An 18,062-nucleotide genomic window follows, 5' to 3' on the forward strand; every position below is an offset into this window, starting at 1 on the left:
TGTCCCGCGTACGGCAAAGTGCCCGCACGCAGCGGGCGCTTTGCGTCCGCGCGTGGGTCGCGTAGGATGTCCGTTAATTCAGCGCACGCTACGTTCGCGCCGCAGGCTGCCCACCGCTGCAGCCGAAGAGGCGTAATGCGCTTCTTTATTTCAGGTTCGTTTCGCGCCACCGACGGGGACCTTGATGACTGTTGCTCGCCCTTTGTTGTCACCCGGCGCACGCCGGTTCGTTTCCGGGGTGTCGGCCTGCGCGGCGCTTGCCGCGGCCGGCGCCCGCGACGCGTCGGCCCAGACGCCTTCACCGCTCGGCGAGTGGCAATACTCGGCGGGCGTGCCGCTCCAGAAGCTGTACGAGCCGAACATCTCCACCTGGGATATCAGCATGGGCGCCGCGATGACGCTGCAGCCGCGCTATGCGGGCTCTGACCGCTATCGCGTGATGGGCGGCCCGACGATCGATATCCGCTATCGCGACCTGTTCTTCCTGTCGACCGGCGAAGGGCTCGGCGCGAACGTGCTGCGCGGGCCGAACTGGCGCGTGAGCCTGTCCGTCGGTTACGACCTCGGGCGCCGCTCGGCCGACGACCTCCAGCACCTGAACGGCCTCGACAACATCAACGCGGCGCCGGTGATGAAACTGGCGGCCGATTACGTGATCTCGAAGGAGTTTCCGCTCGTACTGCGCGCGGATATCCGGCGCAGCATCGGCGGCTCGAATGGTTGGGTCGGAGATTTCTCCGCGTACATGCCGATGCCCGGCAGCAACGAGCATTTCTTCTGGTTCGCGGGGCCGACCGTGTCGTTCGCCGATTCGCGCTACATGAATAGCTGGTTCGGCGTGAGCCAGGGCGCCGCCGCGCGCTCGGGGCTGCCGGCCTATTCATCGGGGGCCGGGCTCAAGTCGGTCGGTGCGGGCGTGACGATGGCCTGGTTCGTGAACAAGCACTGGTTCGTCACGATCGACGGCGCGCTCGAGCAGCTCGTCGGCCGCGCCGCGCACAGCCCGATCACGCAGCAGAAGACCAACGGCGTGTTCGACATGTCGGTGAATTACCAGTTCTGAGTGGGGCCGGGGAGCCGATCGCCGACGGGGCGTGCGGCAGTTGCCGTCACATTTGATATGATTCCGACCTGTACAAATGTACAGTGATCGATCCCCGTGACGCCTGCATCGCCGACGCCCCCGGCGTTTTACTACCTGACCAATTTCGAACGCGCGCTGGCCTGGCTCGGCGCGCGTTACGACGACCTGTTCGACGCACACGAGCACGCGTTCGTCCGGCAGTTCGCGATGCTGCCGCAGGCGTCGCGCGCGCTGCTCGTGCGGATGCTGATGCGCAACGGGTCCGACTTCCGCGCCAGCAAGCTCGTCTACGACGAAATCGGCTGCACGCTCGACGCGGTCGCGCCGCTCGTCGCACTCGGCTGGGTCGATCCGGCGCCTGCGCTGACGCTCGACGAACTGTTCGCGCTGTCGACCAAGGCCGATCTGCTGCGCATCTTCCCGGCACTCGCCGCGCATGCCGGCGAGCGCAAGCCCGAATGGCTCGAACGGCTGCGGCCCGCGCACGACGTCGCGCAACCGCTCGACGCGTGGTGCGCGCAGGCCGGCGACCGCGTGCTGCGCGTGACGGTCGGCGCGCTGTGCGACCGGCTGCGCCTGATGTTCTTCGGCAATCTCCATCAGGACTGGAGCGAGTTCGTGCTCGCCGATCTCGGCGTGTTCCAGTACGAAAGCGTGCCGATCGCGCCGTCGTCGCGGGCGTTCCAGCAGCGCGGCGACGTCGATGCGTATCTCGCGCTGCAGACGTGTCGCGACGCGCTCGACGCGTGGCCCGACGATCTGCCGTTCGACGACCTGATGCGCGCCATCGACGCGGTCGGCTGCGCCCAGCCGTGGCTCGCGACGCGTCGCGCGAAGCTGCTGTTCGCGCTTGGGCAGACGTGTGAGCGCCGGGCCGACTGGGACGGCGCGCTCGACGCGTATGCACGCAGCGCATGGCCCGGCAGCCGCCATCGGCGCATCCGCGTGCTCGAACGCTGCGGGCGTGACGGCGAGGCGCTCGCGCTGGCGCTCGATGCGCGCTGCAGCTTCGAGAGCGACGAGGAGCGCCAGCGTGTCGAGCGGATGCTGCCGCGCCTGCAGCGCCGGCTCGGCCAGCGTGTCGAACGTGCCGCTGCCGCCGCAGACGTGCCGCGCGCGACGCTCGTGATCGCGCGTCCCGATGCGTTCGTCAGTGTCGAATTCGCCGTGCGCGACCATCTTGCGCAGCCGGCTTCGCCGGTCCATTACGTCGAAAATACGCTGATCAATTCGCTGTTCGGGCTGCTGTGCTGGGAGCCCGTGTTCGCCGCGGTGCCCGGTGCGTTCTTCCACCCGTTCCAGCGCGGCCCGGCCGATCTGCACGCACCCGATTTCCTCGCGCGTCGTGCGGAAGCGTTCGCCGCGTGCTTTGCGCAGCTCGATTCGGGTGCGTATCGCGACACGATCCGCCGGCATTTCGCGACGAAGGCCGGGCTGCAATCGCCGTTCGTGTTCTGGGGCGTGCTGACGGACGCGTTGCTCGACGAGGCGCTCGCGTGCCTGCCGCCCGAGCACCTGAGGCTGTGGTTCACGCGCCTGCTCGCGGATATCCGCAGCAACCGCTCGGGGCTGCCCGATCTCGTCCGCTTCTGGCCCGGCGAGCGCCGCTACGAGCTGATCGAGGTGAAAGGCCCCGGCGACCGCCTGCAGGACAACCAGACGCGCTGGCTCGCGTACTGCGTCGCACACGGCATGCCGGTGCGCGTGATCGATGTCGAGTGGGCCGGTGAGGGCGTCGCGCACGCCGAAGCGGCGGGGCTGTCCGCATGAGCTACGTCGTCGCGGTGCGGGCGATGTGCGAGTTCACCGCGCGACGCGGCGACCTCGACCTGCGCTTCACGCCCGCACCGACCGCGCTCGAAGGCATCGCCGGCCACGGTGCGGTCACGTCGAATCGCGGCGCACGCTACGAAACCGAGATCGCGCTGACCGGCACCTGGGGCACGCTCACCGTGCGCGGCCGCGCGGACGGCTACGACCCGGTGGCGAACCGTCTCGAGGAAATCAAGACTTATCGCGGCAGCCTCGATGCGATGCCCGACAACCACCGCGCGCTGCACTGGGCGCAGGCGAAGGTCTACGCGCACCTGATGTGCGACGCGCGCAGCCTCCCGGAAATCGACGTCGCGCTCGTCTATTTCGACATCGTGTCCGAGCGCGAGACGGTGCTGACGCAAACGCTGGGCGCGGCCGAGCTTGCGACGTTCTTTGCCGAGCAGTGCGCGTGCTTCGTCGGCTGGGCCGAGCGCGAGACGGCCCATCGGGCGGCGCGCGATGCGGCGCTGCGCGCGCTGGCGTTTCCGCACGGCCAGTTCCGCAGCGGCCAGCGCGAGCTGGCGGTGGCCGTCTATCGCGCGGCACGCGACGAGCGGTGCCTGATGGCGCAGGCGCCGACCGGCATCGGCAAGACGCTCGGCACCGTGTTTCCGCTGCTGAAGGCCTGCGGCGAGGGCGAGCTCGATCATGTGTACTTCCTGACCGCGAAGACACCCGGCCGCGCGCTCGCACTCGAGGCGGCGACGACGCTCGGCGCCGGCACGCCCGTGCTGCCGCTGCGCGTGCTGGAACTCGTCGCGCGCGACAAGGCGTGCGAGCATCCGGACAGCGCATGCCACGGCGAATCGTGTCCGCTCGCGAAAGGCTTCTACGACCGGCTGCCGGCCGCGCGCGATGCGGCCATCGAGGCCGGGCTGCTCGACCGCGACACGGTGCGCGCGGCCGCGCTCGCGCACGACGTCTGCCCGTACTACCTGTCGCAGGAGCTCGCGCGCTGGTCCGACATGGTGATCGGCGACTACAACTACTACTACGACGGCAGCGCGATGCTGCACACGCTCGCGCAGCAGAACCAGTGGCGCGTCGGCGTGCTCGTCGACGAAGCGCACAACCTGCTCGATCGCGCGAGGAAGATGTACAGCGCATCGCTCGACCCGTTCGCGTTCGCGGCGGCGCGCGAGGTTGCGCCCGCGGCACTGCGCAAGGCGTTCGACCGGCTCGCCCGCGCCTGGGGCTCGGTCAGTCGCGCGCAGGCCGAGCACTATGCCGCGTATCCGGAGATTCCGGGCCCGATCGTGTCGGCCGTGCAGAACCTCGTTGCGGCAATCGGTGAACACCTGGCCGACGCGCCGCGCGCGAACGGCGATGCACTGCTGCGGTTTCATTTCGAGGCGATCCAGTTCGGCGTGCTGGCCGAAGCGTTCGACAGCGCGTCGATCTTCGACGCGACGCTGCACGGCGAACCGATGCCGCGCCAGCCGGCGCTGGACGGCGTGGCGTCGGCCGGCCGCCGGCGCCGCGTCCAGTCGACGCTGTGCGTGCGCAACGTGATTCCGGCCGGCTTTCTCGCGCCGCGCTACGAAGCCGCGTGCGCGACCGTGCTGTTCTCGGGCACGCTGAGCCCGTTTCATTTCTATCGCGACACGCTCGGGTTGCCCGGCGACACGGGCTGGCTCGACGTCGACGGGCCGTTCCGCGCCGAGCAACTGACGGTGCGCGTCGCGAGCCACGTGTCGACGCGCTGGCGCGACCGCGACCGTTCGCTCGAACCGATCGCCGACCTGATCGCCGCGCAATACGCGACACGGCCCGGCAACTACCTCGGCTTCCTGAGCAGCTTCGACTACCTGGGGCGCGTGGTCGCGCTGATGCAGACGCGGCATCCGGACGTGCCCGTCTGGGAGCAGGCGCCCGGCATGGCGGAAAGCGAGCGCGACGCCTTTCTCGCCCGCTTCGACGCAGGCGGGCGCGGCGTCGGCTTCGCGGTGCTGGGCGGCGCGTTCTCGGAAGGCGTGGACCTGGTCGGCGAGCGGCTGATCGGCGCGTTCATCGCGACGCTCGGGTTGCCGCAGGTCAACGACGTCAACGAGCAGATGCGGCGTGCGATGGACGCGCGCTTCGGCAACGGCTACGACTACATGTACCTGTACCCGGGCTTGCAGAAAGTCGTGCAGGCGGCAGGACGCGTGATCCGCACCGAGCACGACGAAGGCGTCGTGCACCTGATCGACGACCGTTACCGGCGGCGCGAAGTGCGCGATCTGCTGCCGCGGTGGTGGCGGATCGGGTGACGGTGACGATGACGCTGCGCGGCCCGTTCCGGCGCACGGCTTCCCCGTCTCCGCGCCTCGCTACAGCACGTTGAGCATCGCGAGCGCGGCTTCCTGCAGATGCGGCAGGACGCGCCGCACGGCCGCGTCGGTCGTCTCCGCGCCGATCGGCATGTTCGTGCTCAGCGCGGCGACCACTTCACCATGACGGTTCTTCAGCGGCACCGCGATTCCGCGCACGCCGACCTGCAATTGCTGTTCGATCGCCGCGAAACCGGCGTCGCGTGCCTGGTCGACCTGTTCGAGCAGGCGCGCCTTGTTGGTGATCGTGTGCGGCGTGAACGGCGGCAGTTCGGTGTCGTCGAGCCACGCGCGCACGGCTTCGCGATCCGGATGATGGGCGAGCAGCACGACGCCGGGCGACGTCAGCGGCGCCGGCACGCGCGCGCCGAGCACGAAGCCGGTCGTCATCACGCGCGACACGCCGTTGCGCGCGATGAACACGAGTTCCCAGTCGTCGAGCACGCTCACGTACGCCGACTCGTTCAGCGACGCGCTCAATTGCTGCAGATAGGGCTGGACCGTGCGCGGCAGGCGGGCCGAATCGAAGTACGACCAGCCGACCCGCAGCACGCGCGGCGTGAGACCGTACAGCTTGCCGTCGGTGTACACGTAGCCGAGTGATTCGAGCGTCAGCAGGTAGCGCCGCGCGGCCGTGCGCGTGAGGCCGGTGCGCGCGGCAGCCTGGGTGGGCGTCATGCGCGCATGCTGGCTGTCGAATGCCTCGAGGATCGCCAGGCCTTTTTCGAGGCCGGCAATCCAGTCGCGTCGGTCGAGTTCGGGCTTTTTCATCGTCGTGATCAGGCGTCGGAATGCGCGGTGATCGCGCGTGAATGGGCGATTATCGCGCAGTTCTGATCTCCACGACGCTTGATCAGGGCTCGTTTCATTCGACGGTGGATGCGTGCTCCAGGCCCGGAACATGACCGTCGACGACAATCGGCACCACGCCGAACTATTGGGCCAGCCTGACTTGCGCAACCTGTGTGGAAGACATGCCGCAGGCTTTGCCGCTGTTCCGCAGCATCGCAGGCACGATTACGCTGGCGAAGCCGCGCTAGAATCGGCGCCTCGACTGGAACAGAACAATGACAATTCGCGAATCCGTATTGGCCGTGCTCGTCGCGGCCGTGCCGCTGCTTGCCGCGGCGAATCCTTCGTCCGGAACACTCCTCCCGAAGCCGACCGCCGACATCCGCGCGTGGCCGCGCATGACGTCACCGAAATTCGGCTGCTACGTCGAAACGTCCTTCGGCTACCGTGACAAGCGCTTCAATTGCGCGCTGAAGCAGTACCGGAACACCGGCGACGCGTGCAAGAACACGAAGGCCTACTACGAGGGCCCGGCGTTCCCCGACCGGCTCGCGGCCAGCGTGCATCCGCTCGCGACGAAGGTCGATCTCGACTGGGAGCAAGGCAGGCTGCAGATGGTCACCGTCACGCTGAAGGGGACGTGGAACGAAGCGGACGTGCGCAAGGCGTTCGGGCTGCCGCGCGCGGAAGGAAGCAAGCTGACCGAAGCGGAGTTGCGCTCGGAGCCGGGCAACCTGATGGACACGAGCGTCCAGTACCCGTCGTCTCCACTCGATGAAAGCCTGGCGAAACGCCCGAGCAACCCCGCGCGCGGCACGACGGCCGTGATGCTTTACGGGTTCGACCACATGGGCGGCGGCGATGTCGATTGCGGAGGAGGCGAGTAACGCGGGAAGGCGCGGCCGGCACGGGTGCCGGCCGGGTGGGGAGGATGGTACGGCTGTTCGCAGCGCTTGCGCCGTACCGTCAGGGCTTTACTCGCTGCTCGTCCACTCGACGTTCGCGCCGACCGAGCGCAGGTTCTCGACGAAGTGCGGGTGTGCGCGGCGGATCGGCAGCGCGTTCATGATTTCCGAGCGGCCTTCGATGCTCGCGGCCACCATCAGCAGCGCGATCGCGACACGGATGATGTACGGGCTCTCGACGCGCGCCGGCGTCAGTTGCAGCCCGCCGAACGTGATCAGCCGGTGCGGATCGGACAGCAGCACGTGCGCGCCGAACTTCGACAGTTCGCCGGACCAGCCGAGCGCGCCGTCGTACACCTTGTTCCAGAACATCGCGCTGCCTTCCGCACGCACGCCGAGCGCGATGAAGATCGGCAGCAGGTCGACCGGCAGGTACGGCCACGGCGCGGCTTCGACCTTGGTGAGGATGTTCTGCGTGAACGGCCGGCGCACGCGCAGCGGGCCGTCGCGCTCCGCGCGCGACCAGCCGTCGCGGTGCGTGACGTTGACGCCGAACTTCGCGAACGTGCGGTCGATCAGCGGGAAATGTTCGGGCGACGAGTTGCGCACCGTGATGTCGCCGCCGGTGATCGCGCCGAGCGCGAGGAACGTCGCGATCTCGTGGAAATCCTCGGCGAAGCGGAACTCGCCGCCGCCGAGCTTGCGGCCGCCCGTCACGCACAGCCGCGACGTACCGATGCCCTCGATCGCGACGCCGATCATCGCGAGGAACTGGCAGAACTCCTGCACGTGCGGCTCGGACGCGGCATTCATCAGCGTCGACGTGCCGTTGGCGGCCGTCGCGCACAGCGCGAAGTTCTCGGTGGTCGTGACCGACGCGTAGTCGAGCCAGTGGTCGTTGGCCGTCAACGGGCCGTCGGTGCGGACGATCAGCGAATCGGGCGTGCGCTCGATGTGCGCGCCGAAGCGCTCGAACACCTCGACGTGCGGATCGATCTCGCGCACGCCGAGCGTGCAGCCCTTCACGTCGTTCTCGAGGCGCGCGACGCCGAAGCGCGCGAGCAGCGGCGGGATCAGCATGATCGACGAGCGCATCGCTTCCGGCAGCCGGTGGACGGCCGGATCGAATTTCGTGTTGCGATGGTGGAGTTCGAGCAGGCCCGTCGTGAAGTCGACCGACACGTCGCTGCCGAGCGTGCGGAAGATGTCGAGGATCTTGCGCACGTCGGTGATGTCCGGCACGCCGATGAGGCGCAGCGGCTGATCGGTCAACAGGGTGGCGCACAGAATCGGCAGGACGGCGTTCTTGTTCGCGGACGGCTTGATGTCCCCGCGCAGCGGAGTGCCGCCGTGGACGATGAGATTCGACATGATATGGGGGCGTATCGGTGACTGACGTAGGCCCATATGATGCCATTGGTCGGCGGGCGGCGTGGCATGTTCAGCGGGGAAAAGGGCGAATCGACGCGTGTAACTGACAGTGTTTGACGTCGTGCGCTCGAACACGAGGCCGTGGCGCCGTTGCAGGTCATCGTCGAGCCACGCGGGATGGCCGGCCGCGCATCGGGCCGGCCATCCGGTCAGGGTGTTACTGCGCAGCCCGCATCCGCGCGGCGACCACCAGCGAGATCAGGCAGCCCACCGCGAGATAACCAGCGACGAGGTGCCACGAGCCGCCGGCCATGCTGACGAGGCCGACCGCGATGAACGGCGTGAACCCGCCGCCGACCACGCTCGCGAACTGGTAGCCGACGCCCGCGCCGCTATAGCGGTATTCGGCGCCGAACAGCTCGGTGAACAGCGGCTGCTGGACGCTCACGACCATGTCGTGCGCGGCATTCGCGAGCAGGATCGAGAAGATCACGATCCACGCGATCGAGCGCGCTTCCAGCGCGACGAAGAACGGCACCGCGGACGCCAGGCCGATCAGCGCGCCGATCAGGTAGATGCGGCGCAGGCCGTAGCGGTCGGCCAGCCACGCGAAGCACGGAATCGTCACACAGCTCACCGCGCCCACCAGCAAGCCGATGTTCAGGAACAGGTCGCGCGACATGCCGAGGTTCGTCGTCGAATAGCTGAGCGCGAACGCGGTGACGATATACATCGTGAACAGTTCAGCGAGGCGCAGCGCGATGATCAGCAGGAATGCCTTCGGATGGCGCGTGAGCGCTTCCAGCACCGGCAGGCGCAGCTTGCGGTTGCCGTGTTCGACCTTCTCGACGAACTCCTGCGATTCGTCCATGTTCTTGCGCACCCACAGCCCGATCAGCACGAGCACGATGCTGAACACGAACGGCAGGCGCCAGCCCCACGACTTGAATGCGGCCTCGCCGAGCGTGTGGCTCAGGATCGACACGATGCCCGTGGCCAGCACGAGGCCGACGCCGTAGCCGACCTGCACGCCGCTGCTGTAGAACGCCTTCTTCTGCTTCGGCGCGCTTTCGACGGCCATCAGCGCCGCGCCGCCCCATTCGCCGCCGACCGCGAAACCCTGGATCGCGCGCATCAGCACCAGCAGCACGGGCGCCCACCAGCCGATCGTCGAGAACGCCGGCAGCAGGCCGATCGCGACCGTCGACAGCCCCATCAGCATCACGGTCAGCACCAGCATCCGCTTGCGGCCGAGCCGGTCGCCGTAGTGGCCGAACACGACGCCGCCGAGCGGCCGGAACAGGAAGCCGACGCCGAAGGTCGCGAACGCCGCGAGCGTGCCCATCGTCGGGCTGACTTTCGGGAAGAACTCGGAATTGAATACCAGCGCGGCGACGATCCCGTACAGCAGGAAGTCGTACCAGTCGACGACGGCGCCGACGAAGCTGCCTATCGCGGCCTTGCGGGCCTGGCTGCGCGCGCGGGCGCCGGCTGCGGCGTCGAGGGTGTCGAAGGTTGGGGTCATGGCGATGTCTCCTGGCACGGCGCATCGTGGAATCGTGGCGGCGCCGCGTCCGATGCTGCATTGAAGTCGATGAGTGAACGGAGAATAGGGCGCGCGCCGCATGGCGGCAATTGGCCAATCGGACAGAGTGCGCGATTATCGTTCAAATCCGTGCGATTATCGAACGCTTTCCGGGTTTGCACTAGGCCGCGTGACGATATCCCGTTTGGCCAGGGTGTGCCGCCGTGAACGAACTGGTTAAAATTGGCAGCATTGAAAACTCGCCCGTTCGGGGCGGACGCGCGGTCGCCACCCTGGCCGCGCATCCCGCACGCAACGAGCGCCATCCCCATCGACGCATGCCCCCGGAGACTGGAATGCCCGGCACTTCCCACCCCCTGTCCAGCGATACGCCGCCCGTTGCCGATCCGGTTGCCAATCCGCTCGGGATGGCCGGCCTCGAGTTCGTCGAATTCGCGGCGCCCGTGCCGGAAGCGCTTGCGCAGCGCTTCGAGCAGCTCGGCTTCAAGGCGATCGCGCGGCACGTCAGCAAGAACGTCACGCTGTACCGGCAAGGGCAGATGCACTTCCTGATCAACGCCGAGCCCGATTCGTTCGCCGCGCGCTACGCGGAGGAATACGGGATGGGCGTCTGCGCGATCGGGCTGCGCGTGGCCAGCGCCCGGCGCGCGTTCGAGCGGGCGATCGAGCTCGGCGCGTGGGCGTTCGAGGGCGAGAAGGTCGGCGTCGGCGAGCTGAAGATTCCGGCGATCCAGGGCATCGGCGATTCGCACCTCTATTTCGTCGACCGCTGGCGCGGGCGTGACGGCCAGCGCGGCGGCGTCGGCGATATTTCGATCTTCGACATCGATTTCCGGCCGATCGACATCGCAACCGCACATACCGATCTCGACTGCGTGGGTGTTGGGCTGCAGCAGGTCGATCATTTCACGCAGACCGTCGGCGCGGGGCGCATGCAGGAGTGGCTGGATTTCTACCACGACCTGCTGCATTTTCGCGAGATCCACGAAATCGATGCGCACTGGCATGTGTCCGAGGAATCGCGCGTGATGGTGTCGCCGTGCGGCGCGGTGCGGATTCCAGTCTATGAGGAAGGCACGCGGCGCACCGAGCTGATGCATGCGTACCTGCCCGACCACCCCGGTGAAGGCGTGCAGCACGTCGCGCTGGCCACCGACGACATCCTGTCCTGCGTCGATGCGCTGCGGGCGAACGGCGTCGAATTCGTCGAGCCGCCGGCCCGCTATTACGACGAGGTCGACGCACGGCTGCCGGGGCACGGCGTCGACCTCGACGCGCTGCGCCGCCGCGCGGTGCTGGTCGACGGCGAGATCGGCAGCGACGGCGTGCCGCGCCTGTTCTTCCAGACCTTCGTCAAGCGCCGGCCCGGCGAGATCTTCTTCGAAATCGTGCAGCGCAAGGGGCACCACGGGTTCGGGGAAGGGAATCTCGCCGCACTCGCCCGCGCGCGCGACGCCGGCTGAGCGGCCGCGGCGCCCGCATCAGGCATCAGGCATCACGCGTTACACGTCAAGCGTCACGCGCCGGCGGCCGGCACGCGGTTCGGCGCGGGGTCGTTCGACTCGCGCAGCACGCACGCGGTGCCGCCCGGCGTGTACATCGACACGACACAACGGTTGCACGACGTGCAGCCCGACTGCGCGAGCCGGCCGTCGCGCAGCCCGTTGACGAAATCCGGCTCGAACACGAGCGCGCGTGCGAGCGCCACCGCGTCGAACCCTTCGCGCATCGCCCGCTCGACGTTCTCGCGCGAACGCACGCCGCCGAGGTAAGCGAGCGGCATCCTGACGGCCGCGCGCACCTTCCTCGAGTGTTCGAGGAAATACATCTCCCGAAACGCGCCCATCTTCGGCTCGGTGAGCTTCTGCAACGCCATTGCCGCGCGCACGATCGCGTTGTCGGCATTCGCACGCGCCTCGCCGGGCAACGGGCTGCCGAACAGCTGCCACACCGATTCGACGTTCATCCCGCCGCTGAGCACGAGCAGATGCGCGCCTTCGGCTTCGAGCCGCCGCGCGACTTCGCAAGCGTCGTCGGCGGTTCCGCCGCCGCGCACGCCTTCGGTCACGCCGATCTTGCAGACGACGGCGAGGTCGCGGCCCACCGCATCGAGCACGCGGCGCAGCACCTCGACCGGGAACGCGGCACGCCGCGCCGCGTCGCCGCCATACGCGTCGCGGCGGCGGTTGTACAGCGGCGACAGGAACTGGCTGAGCAGATAGCCGTGCCCCATGTGGATCTCGACTGCATCGAAGCCGGCGTCGCGCGCATGGCGTGCGGCCTGCGCGAATTCGTCGGCGATGGTCGACATCTGGTCGTGCGTCATCGCCTGCTTCAGGAAGCGGCCGCTCATCACGCCGACCTTGTTGAAGCCGCCCGACGCGCTCAATGGCCGCTTGGTCGACAGCGACGGCAGGAACGTGAAGCAGCCGCCATGCGTGATCTGCGCGGATGCGGCGGCACCGTGGCGATGGACGGCGTCGGTCAACGCGCGGAACTGGCGGACCGTCGGCGCGTCGAGCCGCGCCTGGTCGACGAATGTGCGGCCGTCGTCGCTGATCGCGCAGTACGCGACGGTCGTCAGCGCGGCGCCGCCTTCGGCGATGCGTTCGTGAAAACGGACGAGCGCGCGCGACGGCACACCGTTCGGCGTCATGCCCTCGTTGGTCGCGGACTTGATCAGGCGGTTGCGCAGCGTCAGCGGGCCGATCTGCAGCGGGTTGAACGCGAGGGACAATTCGGTGGGTTCCATGTCGGGGAGACGTCGGGAATGGGTTCGACGGTCATTGTGCGCAACCCGCGCCGGCGCACATCGTCCAGGTGGATGGCCCCGATCCGGCCGAATGAAGCATGAGACGGCAGGCCGGGGGGACGGACATTGGCGACGCTGCCGGTTTGCAGAAAGGCATCGATCAATGGCATCGTGACGAAGCCGCATGCCGCACACGACAGGAACATCCGGAGAACCGAATGAGCAACCAGTCACAGCCGAAGCAGAAACACAAGCAGAAGCGCATGCCGAAACCCGCCGGGCGCCAGGCGATCCTGACCGAACAGCGCCGCCGGAAGATGGCGCGCTCACCTCACGCGTACGTGCGCGGCAATACGGCGCGTTTCTACGAATGGCTCGTCGAGACCAACGGCAGCGCACTGCCGCACGGGCCGTCGATCTGGATCTGTGGCGATTGCCATACCGGCAATCTCGGCCCGGTCGCGAACAGTGAAGGAAAGGTCGAGGTGCAGATCCGGGATCTCGACCAGACGGTCGTCGGCAATCCCGTTCACGACCTGATCCGCCTCGGGCTGTCGCTGGCGACGGCCGCGCGCGGGTCCGCACTGGCGGGCCTGACGATCGTGCACATGATGGAGGCGATGACGGCGGGTTATGCGTCGGCATTCGGCAGCCGCCACGCGAAGCTGCCCCAACGCCCCGAACCCGTGCACCTCGTGATGAAGCAGGCCATGCGCCGCTCGTGGCGGCAACTCGCGATCGAACGGATCGAAGGGCTCGCGCCGACGATTCCGCTTGGCCGTCGCTTCTGGCCGCTGAGTGCGAAGGAATCCCGCGCGATCGGCAAGCTGTTCAGCGACGATGCGATCGCGACACTCGCAACGAGCCTCAAGGGCCGCAAGGACGGAGGCAAGGTCGACGTGCTCGACGCGGCGTACTGGGTGAAAGGCTGCAGTTCGCTTGGACGACTGCGCTACGCGGTGCTGCTCGACATCGACGGCGACGTGCGCGACGGCGACGACCTGTGTCTGATGGACATCAAGGAGGGCGTGACGGCCGCTGCACCGCGCGACGAAACGGCCACGATGCCGCGCGACAACGCCGAGCGCGTCGTGGAAGGCGCACGGCATCTGTCGCCGGCCCTCGGCGAGCGGATGCGGGCCGCGCGCCTGCTCGATCGCGCGGTCGTGATCCGCGAACTGCTGCCACAGGACCTGAAGCTCGACATCGATCTGCTCGCCGAGGACGATGCGCGTGACGTCGCGCGCTATCTCGGTGCGGCGGTCGGCGCCGCCCACGCGCGCCAGATGGACAAGCCGACACGCACGGCATGGCGCACCGAACTCGGCCGCAACCGCGCGAAGACGATCGACGCACCGATGTGGCTGTGGAACAGCATCGTCCAGCTCGTGAGCAGCCATGAAGCGGGGTATCTGGAGCATTGCCGGCGCTTCGCCGCCGGCGAGTAGCGTGTCGCCGCGGGCGACGGCCGAGGCTACCCGGCCGCGCCCAGCTTGAGGCTCTGCCGACGCATGCCGTCGAAGATTGCATCCGCCACGTCCGCCGGAAACTCCGCCGGGATCTGCGCTGCGGCCTCGGCGATCGCGGGTTCCGTGCGCGCGACGACGGCTGCCATCGCGGCGTGCACGTCATCTTCGGTCAGGCCGACACGCCGGCCCTGCGCGATCCAGTGGCGCGGCTGGATCTCGCCGATCACGTAGTGCCGGTTATTCCCGCACACGGCCATCGCGAGCCGCGCGCGGCGCGGCGGAAGCTGGTTGCGGCGCGTGCCGATGATCGGATGCGCGGACAGCACGTCGTACAGCGGCGTGCTGCGGTAGGTGTTGCCGGGCAAATGCGCGATGCTGAAGTTCTTCGCGTGGCCGTCGATCGCCGCCAGCACCCAGAACACGAGCTGCGTGACGAAGAAATTCATCCGGTCGCGCGCAGCGTCGGCCGAATGCGCGAGGATGCCCATGATCGTCTCGATGCCGGGGCCGCCGTCGGATTCGTATTTCGCGCCTGCGGGCGTGCCGGTCGCCTGGCACATGTCCTCCTGCGGCAATCGCAGGATCCATGTGCGGTCGCGCGAAGGACGCCGGTCGAAGCGCTCGACGATCAGCGCTTTCTGGTCATCGAACCGGCCGATCTCGCACGGTGCGACCGGCAGGCCGTACGCGGCGACGAGCGTCGAGCACAGCCATTCGTTTTCGACGGACGTCCGCATGTCGGCCTGCATGTTCCCGACACGTCCGAGCGGCAGCTTGAAAATGTGCGTCGTCGGCGTGCTGCCCAATGGTCGCAGCCAGCGGTTTCCGTGACGCAGCAACGCGGTCTTTTCCTGCGCGCCGGCAATCGACAGGCTCAGGTCGCCTTCCAGCTCCGCGCGGCCAGGCAGCGGCGTGGCGGTCGCGTGGCGCAGCACGTCGGCGACGGCCGCGTCGTCAAGCGTCATGCCGTCGATCGCCTCGAGATCGACGGGCGTCTCACCGGCCGGCAGCATCTGAATCGCGCCGACGCAATCGCGGCCGATCGACGCGAGCAGTTCGAACGGCGCCGTCGAGCGGAGCCCGTAACGCTGCGCGATGCGACGGCGGATCGGCTCGCTGTCCGGCAGCAGGTTGTCGAAGTAATCGGCGACGATCGCGCCCTGGTGCGGCTGGTTGCCGGGCGTGAAGGGCAACGACAGCGACAGCGGCCGCCCCTGTGGATCGTCGAGCCATTCAGGCAGGTAGACGAGGCGCTCGACGCCGCGCCGGACTTCCCAGTAGCCGACCGGAATGCCATTCATCCACAGGTCGAGCCGGTCGTGGCGGACACGCGTGGCCATCGTCACCAGTCCTCCCGCTTCGCAACCCTGGGCTTGCCGGGTGCTGCGTCAGTGGGCCGCTTGCGCTTGGCGCCGGTTGCGGGTTTGGCTGGATTTTTGGCGGGCGTGGTGCCGCGGGACGTTTCCTGCTTGCGTTTGCTCGAAGCCGGTTTCCGAACCGCCGGCGTGGCATCGGGCACAGGCACGGGATCCGCCGATGCCGCCGACACGTCCTGCTTGCCCAGTGCGAGTGTCATGTGAACGCCGAGCGCGTTCAGCACTTTGAAGAGCCGCTCGATGCTGACCGCCGACGGATTGGCCTCGAGCTGCGCGTAGGATTGTTGCGTGACGCCCAGACGGGCGGCCAATTGCGCCTGCGTGAGGCCCGCGGCTTTCCGGAAGCCGACGAGTATCGGCCGCAGTTGGGTCAGGGTCTGGACAGGAAAGGACATCGGGCGCTCCGCAGGATGACAAGCGATCGTTTGTAATCGAAAAATACAGCCTATAGCATGTATTATCAAAATACAAACCAAAGACTGTATCCACCAAAAACAAGCGATAGCCTGTCAGGCGTAAAGCCGACCCGCCATCCCGCGTCAACGCGTCACGCCGCCCGCAGCGGATTCGCCTGCACGCTCCGCGCGCTTTCCGGATCGTCGTCGCCGAGCGGAATGAACGCCATGATCTCGAGGTCGTGACCCGACAGCGCCGGCAGCCGGAACGGGCTCGACAGCACGTTCAGCCGCCGCACGCCGAGCTCGCGCAGGATCTGCGAGCCGATCCCCGTCACGCGTCCGTCGCGGCGCGCATGGCTGGTCGGCATTCGCATCGCGTCGCCACGCATGTCGCAGTCGAGCAGCACCGCGACCCCGCAGCCGGCCGCGTCGATTCGTTGCAGCGCGGCGTGCAGCGGCCACGAGTGCGCGGACGGCTCCGCATCGAGCAGGTCGAGCAGCGAATGGCATTCGTGCACGCGCGTCAGCACCGGCGTCGACGGATCGGGCTCGCCGCGCACGAGCGCGAGATGCGGCGCGCCGTGCACGGTGTCGCGATACTCGATCGCGCGGAATCGTCCCCACGGCGTATGCAGCGGCCGCTCGCCGACGCGTTCGACGAGCGATTCGTGTTCGCGCCGGTAATGGATCAGGTCGGCGATCGTGCCGATCTTCAGCCCATGCTGCGCGGCAAACGCCTTCAGCTCGGGCAGCCGCGCCATCGTGCCGTCGTCGTTCATCACCTCGCAGATCACCGACGCGGGCGTGAGCCCCGCGAGCGCGGCGAGATCGCAGCCGGCCTCGGTGTGCCCCGCACGCACGAGCACGCCGCCGGGGCGCGCGGCGATCGGGAACACGTGGCCGGGCTGCACGAGATCGTCCGGGCGGGCGCCGGCCCGCACCGCCGCCCGGATCGTGTGTGCGCGATCGGCCGCCGAAATGCCGGTCGTCACGCCTTCGGCCGCCTCGATGCTGACGGTGAACGCGGTGCCGAACGGCGTGCCGTTGTGATCGGCCATCGGCGGCAGCTTCAGCTGCTCGCAGCGCTCGGCGGTCAGCGTGAGGCAGATCAGCCCGCGCCCGAAGCGCGCCATGAAATTGATCGCGTCCGGCGTCACGTGATCGGCCGCGATCACGAGATCGCCTTCGTTCTCGCGATCCTCTTCGTCGACGAGCAGGACCATGCGGCCCGCCCGCAGTTCGTCGACGATCTCCAGCGTGCCGGCGAGCGTCATCGTGCCTCCGTCAAATCGAACGCGCGGCGCAGCGCATCGGCGCCGAAGGTCAGCACGCGGTCGGCTGCATCGATCGCGCCGAGCATGCTCGCGAAACCATGAAGCTGGCCCGGCCAGCGCACGAGCGTCACCGGGGTGCCGGCCTGCGCGAGGCGCAGCGCATAGGCTTCGGCCTCGTCGCGCAGCGGATCGAATTCGGCGCTGACGATCGTCGCCGGCGCCACGCCTGCGACGTCCGGCGCGGCGAGCGGGCTCGCGAGCGGCGACGCGCGATCGGCGCCGTCGTCGAAATAGTGGCGCTTGAACCAGCGCATCGCGTCCGCCGTCAGGAAATAGCCGTTGCCGAGCGTTTCGTACGACGGATGCTCGGTCGCGCAATCGACGACTGGATACAGCAGCAACTGGTGCGCGATCGCGATGCCCGAGCCGCGCAACTGCAGCGCGGCGACCGCCGCGAGATTGCCGCCGGCGCTGTCGCCGGCCACGGCGATCGCCCCGGCGCGCGCGCCGAGATCGCGCGCACTGGCGGCGGCCCACCGCACCGCGTCGCATGCGTCGTGCGCGGCCGCCGGGAAGCGTGCCTCGGGCGCAAGCCGGTAGTCGACCGACAGCACGAGCGTGCGCGCCCGGGTGGCGAGGCTGCGGCACAGGTTCGCATGCGTATCGATCCCGCACGACACGAAGCCGCCGCCGTGGAAGAACACGGTCAGCGGCAACGGCCCATCAGCGGCGGGCCGATACAGCCGTGCGGACAACTGACGGCCCGACAGCGGAATCCGCCAGTCCTCTTCGGCGGCGACGGCATCGCCCGGGGCGAACGCGCCGCCGGCTGCAAGGCTCGCGCGATATGCGGGAACGGTCAGCTGCGCGAAATCGATCGCGGGTGCCTGGGCGAACGCGGCGAGCAGCGCCTGCGCCTGTGGGTCGAGCGGCATGGGGACTCCTGTCTGAATCGGATGCGTTTTGAA

At 68.4% G+C, this 18,062-nt stretch carries 14 protein-coding genes; 6 read left to right on the forward strand and 8 right to left on the reverse strand.

Annotation, left to right across the window (positions count from 1 at the left end):
• The first annotated feature begins 184 nt into the window (after positions 1-184).
• The 3 genes from QZM35_RS05910 to QZM35_RS05920 all read left to right on the forward strand — a co-directional run bounded on the left by QZM35_RS05910 (position 185) and on the right by QZM35_RS05920 (position 5,151).
• Positions 185-1,063, forward strand: a complete 879-nt coding sequence (locus QZM35_RS05910; RefSeq protein WP_089432676.1) for a MipA/OmpV family protein — start codon at positions 185-187, stop codon at positions 1,061-1,063.
• Positions 1,064-1,159: 96 nt separating this feature from the next.
• A complete protein-coding gene (locus QZM35_RS05915) occupies positions 1,160-2,854 on the forward strand; it encodes a VRR-NUC domain-containing protein (RefSeq protein WP_301775570.1) in 1,695 nt (564 codons plus the stop codon).
• Positions 2,851-5,151, forward strand: coding sequence for an ATP-dependent DNA helicase (locus QZM35_RS05920; RefSeq protein ID WP_301775571.1), 2,301 nt, complete (start codon positions 2,851-2,853; stop codon positions 5,149-5,151). The genes QZM35_RS05915 and QZM35_RS05920 overlap by 4 nt, the downstream gene beginning before the upstream one ends.
• 60 nt (positions 5,152-5,211) lie before the next feature.
• Here QZM35_RS05920 and QZM35_RS05925 read toward each other — a convergent pair whose 3' ends face one another.
• On the reverse strand, positions 5,212-5,982 hold the full coding sequence (locus QZM35_RS05925) for an IclR family transcriptional regulator C-terminal domain-containing protein (RefSeq protein ID WP_089427504.1): 771 nt from the start codon (positions 5,980-5,982) through the stop codon (positions 5,212-5,214).
• 296 nt (positions 5,983-6,278) lie between these two features.
• Between QZM35_RS05925 and QZM35_RS05930 the strand changes: the two genes are divergently transcribed.
• Entirely contained in the window at positions 6,279-6,890 is a 612-nt protein-coding gene (locus tag QZM35_RS05930) for a hypothetical protein (protein WP_089432679.1), read from the forward strand.
• An 87-nt stretch (positions 6,891-6,977) separates the two neighbouring features.
• Here QZM35_RS05930 and QZM35_RS05935 read toward each other — a convergent pair whose 3' ends face one another.
• Positions 6,978-8,279, reverse strand: coding sequence for a UDP-N-acetylglucosamine 1-carboxyvinyltransferase (locus QZM35_RS05935; RefSeq protein WP_089432680.1), 1,302 nt, complete (start codon positions 8,277-8,279; stop codon positions 6,978-6,980).
• A gap of 217 nt (positions 8,280-8,496) precedes the next feature.
• Positions 8,497-9,804 (reverse strand): shikimate transporter, encoded by a 1,308-nt coding sequence (gene shiA, locus QZM35_RS05940; RefSeq protein WP_089427502.1) that lies wholly within the window; start codon positions 9,802-9,804, stop codon positions 8,497-8,499.
• Positions 9,805-10,160: 356 nt separating this feature from the next.
• On the opposite strand from shiA, the gene QZM35_RS05945 reads away from it, so the two are divergent.
• Positions 10,161-11,288 carry a 4-hydroxyphenylpyruvate dioxygenase family protein gene (locus QZM35_RS05945; protein WP_089427501.1) on the forward strand — a complete coding sequence of 376 codons (1,128 nt, stop codon included), beginning with the start codon at positions 10,161-10,163 and terminating at the stop codon, positions 11,286-11,288.
• Positions 11,289-11,341: 53 nt separating this feature from the next.
• On the opposite strand, the gene QZM35_RS05950 is transcribed toward QZM35_RS05945, so the two are convergent.
• On the reverse strand, positions 11,342-12,577 hold the full coding sequence (locus tag QZM35_RS05950) for an NADH:flavin oxidoreductase (RefSeq protein WP_301775572.1): 1,236 nt from the start codon (positions 12,575-12,577) through the stop codon (positions 11,342-11,344).
• Positions 12,578-12,795: 218 nt separating this feature from the next.
• Here QZM35_RS05950 and QZM35_RS05955 point away from each other — a divergent pair, with 218 nt between their 5' ends.
• Positions 12,796-14,025 carry a DUF2252 family protein gene (locus QZM35_RS05955; RefSeq protein ID WP_089429098.1) on the forward strand — a complete coding sequence of 410 codons (1,230 nt, stop codon included), beginning with the start codon at positions 12,796-12,798 and terminating at the stop codon, positions 14,023-14,025.
• Between the two features lie 26 nt (positions 14,026-14,051).
• On the opposite strand, the gene QZM35_RS05960 is transcribed toward QZM35_RS05955, so the two are convergent.
• The 4 genes from QZM35_RS05960 to QZM35_RS05975 form a co-directional block, all read right to left on the reverse strand.
• A complete protein-coding gene (locus tag QZM35_RS05960; protein ID WP_174974348.1) occupies positions 14,052-15,386 on the reverse strand; it encodes a type II toxin-antitoxin system HipA family toxin in 1,335 nt (444 codons plus the stop codon).
• Between the two features lie 2 nt (positions 15,387-15,388).
• Complete coding sequence (locus tag QZM35_RS05965) at positions 15,389-15,817, reverse strand: helix-turn-helix domain-containing protein (protein ID WP_089427498.1); 429 nt, start codon at positions 15,815-15,817, stop codon at positions 15,389-15,391.
• Between the two features lie 152 nt (positions 15,818-15,969).
• Positions 15,970-17,094: a bifunctional 3,4-dihydroxy-2-butanone-4-phosphate synthase/GTP cyclohydrolase II gene (ribBA, locus tag QZM35_RS05970; protein ID WP_089427497.1), complete on the reverse strand. Its 1,125-nt coding sequence runs from the start codon at positions 17,092-17,094 to the stop codon at positions 15,970-15,972.
• The gene (locus QZM35_RS05975) at positions 17,091-18,029 is read right to left on the reverse strand and encodes an alpha/beta hydrolase (RefSeq protein WP_089432683.1); all 939 of its coding nucleotides are present in this window, start codon (positions 18,027-18,029) and stop codon (positions 17,091-17,093) included. Before QZM35_RS05975 ends, ribBA begins: the two co-directional genes overlap by 4 nt.
• Positions 18,030-18,062: the final 33 nt, after the last annotated feature.

The sequence above is a fragment of the Burkholderia sp. AU45274 genome (assembly GCF_030482505.1).
Classification (GTDB): domain Bacteria; phylum Pseudomonadota; class Gammaproteobacteria; order Burkholderiales; family Burkholderiaceae; genus Burkholderia.

Excerpts from the sequence above, each read along its gene's own strand:
- ribBA (WP_089427497.1), bottom strand. The coding sequence starts at position 17,094 with ATGACGCTCGCCGGCACGCTGGAGATCGTCGACGAACTGCGGGCGGGC.
- QZM35_RS05910 (WP_089432676.1), top strand. The coding sequence starts at position 185 with ATGACTGTTGCTCGCCCTTTGTTGTCACCCGGCGCACGCCGGTTCGTT.
- QZM35_RS05945 (WP_089427501.1), top strand. The coding sequence starts at position 10,161 with ATGCCCGGCACTTCCCACCCCCTGTCCAGCGATACGCCGCCCGTTGCC.
- QZM35_RS05965 (WP_089427498.1), bottom strand. The coding sequence starts at position 15,817 with ATGTCCTTTCCTGTCCAGACCCTGACCCAACTGCGGCCGATACTCGTC.
- QZM35_RS05935 (WP_089432680.1), bottom strand. The coding sequence starts at position 8,279 with ATGTCGAATCTCATCGTCCACGGCGGCACTCCGCTGCGCGGGGACATC.
- QZM35_RS05930 (WP_089432679.1), top strand. The coding sequence starts at position 6,279 with ATGACAATTCGCGAATCCGTATTGGCCGTGCTCGTCGCGGCCGTGCCG.
- QZM35_RS05925 (WP_089427504.1), bottom strand. The coding sequence starts at position 5,982 with ATGAAAAAGCCCGAACTCGACCGACGCGACTGGATTGCCGGCCTCGAA.
- QZM35_RS05920 (WP_301775571.1), top strand. The coding sequence starts at position 2,851 with ATGAGCTACGTCGTCGCGGTGCGGGCGATGTGCGAGTTCACCGCGCGA.
- QZM35_RS05975 (WP_089432683.1), bottom strand. The coding sequence starts at position 18,029 with ATGCCGCTCGACCCACAGGCGCAGGCGCTGCTCGCCGCGTTCGCCCAG.
- QZM35_RS05960 (WP_174974348.1), bottom strand. The coding sequence starts at position 15,386 with ATGGCCACGCGTGTCCGCCACGACCGGCTCGACCTGTGGATGAATGGC.
- QZM35_RS05950 (WP_301775572.1), bottom strand. The coding sequence starts at position 12,577 with ATGGAACCCACCGAATTGTCCCTCGCGTTCAACCCGCTGCAGATCGGC.
- QZM35_RS05955 (WP_089429098.1), top strand. The coding sequence starts at position 12,796 with ATGAGCAACCAGTCACAGCCGAAGCAGAAACACAAGCAGAAGCGCATG.
- shiA (WP_089427502.1), bottom strand. The coding sequence starts at position 9,804 with ATGACCCCAACCTTCGACACCCTCGACGCCGCAGCCGGCGCCCGCGCG.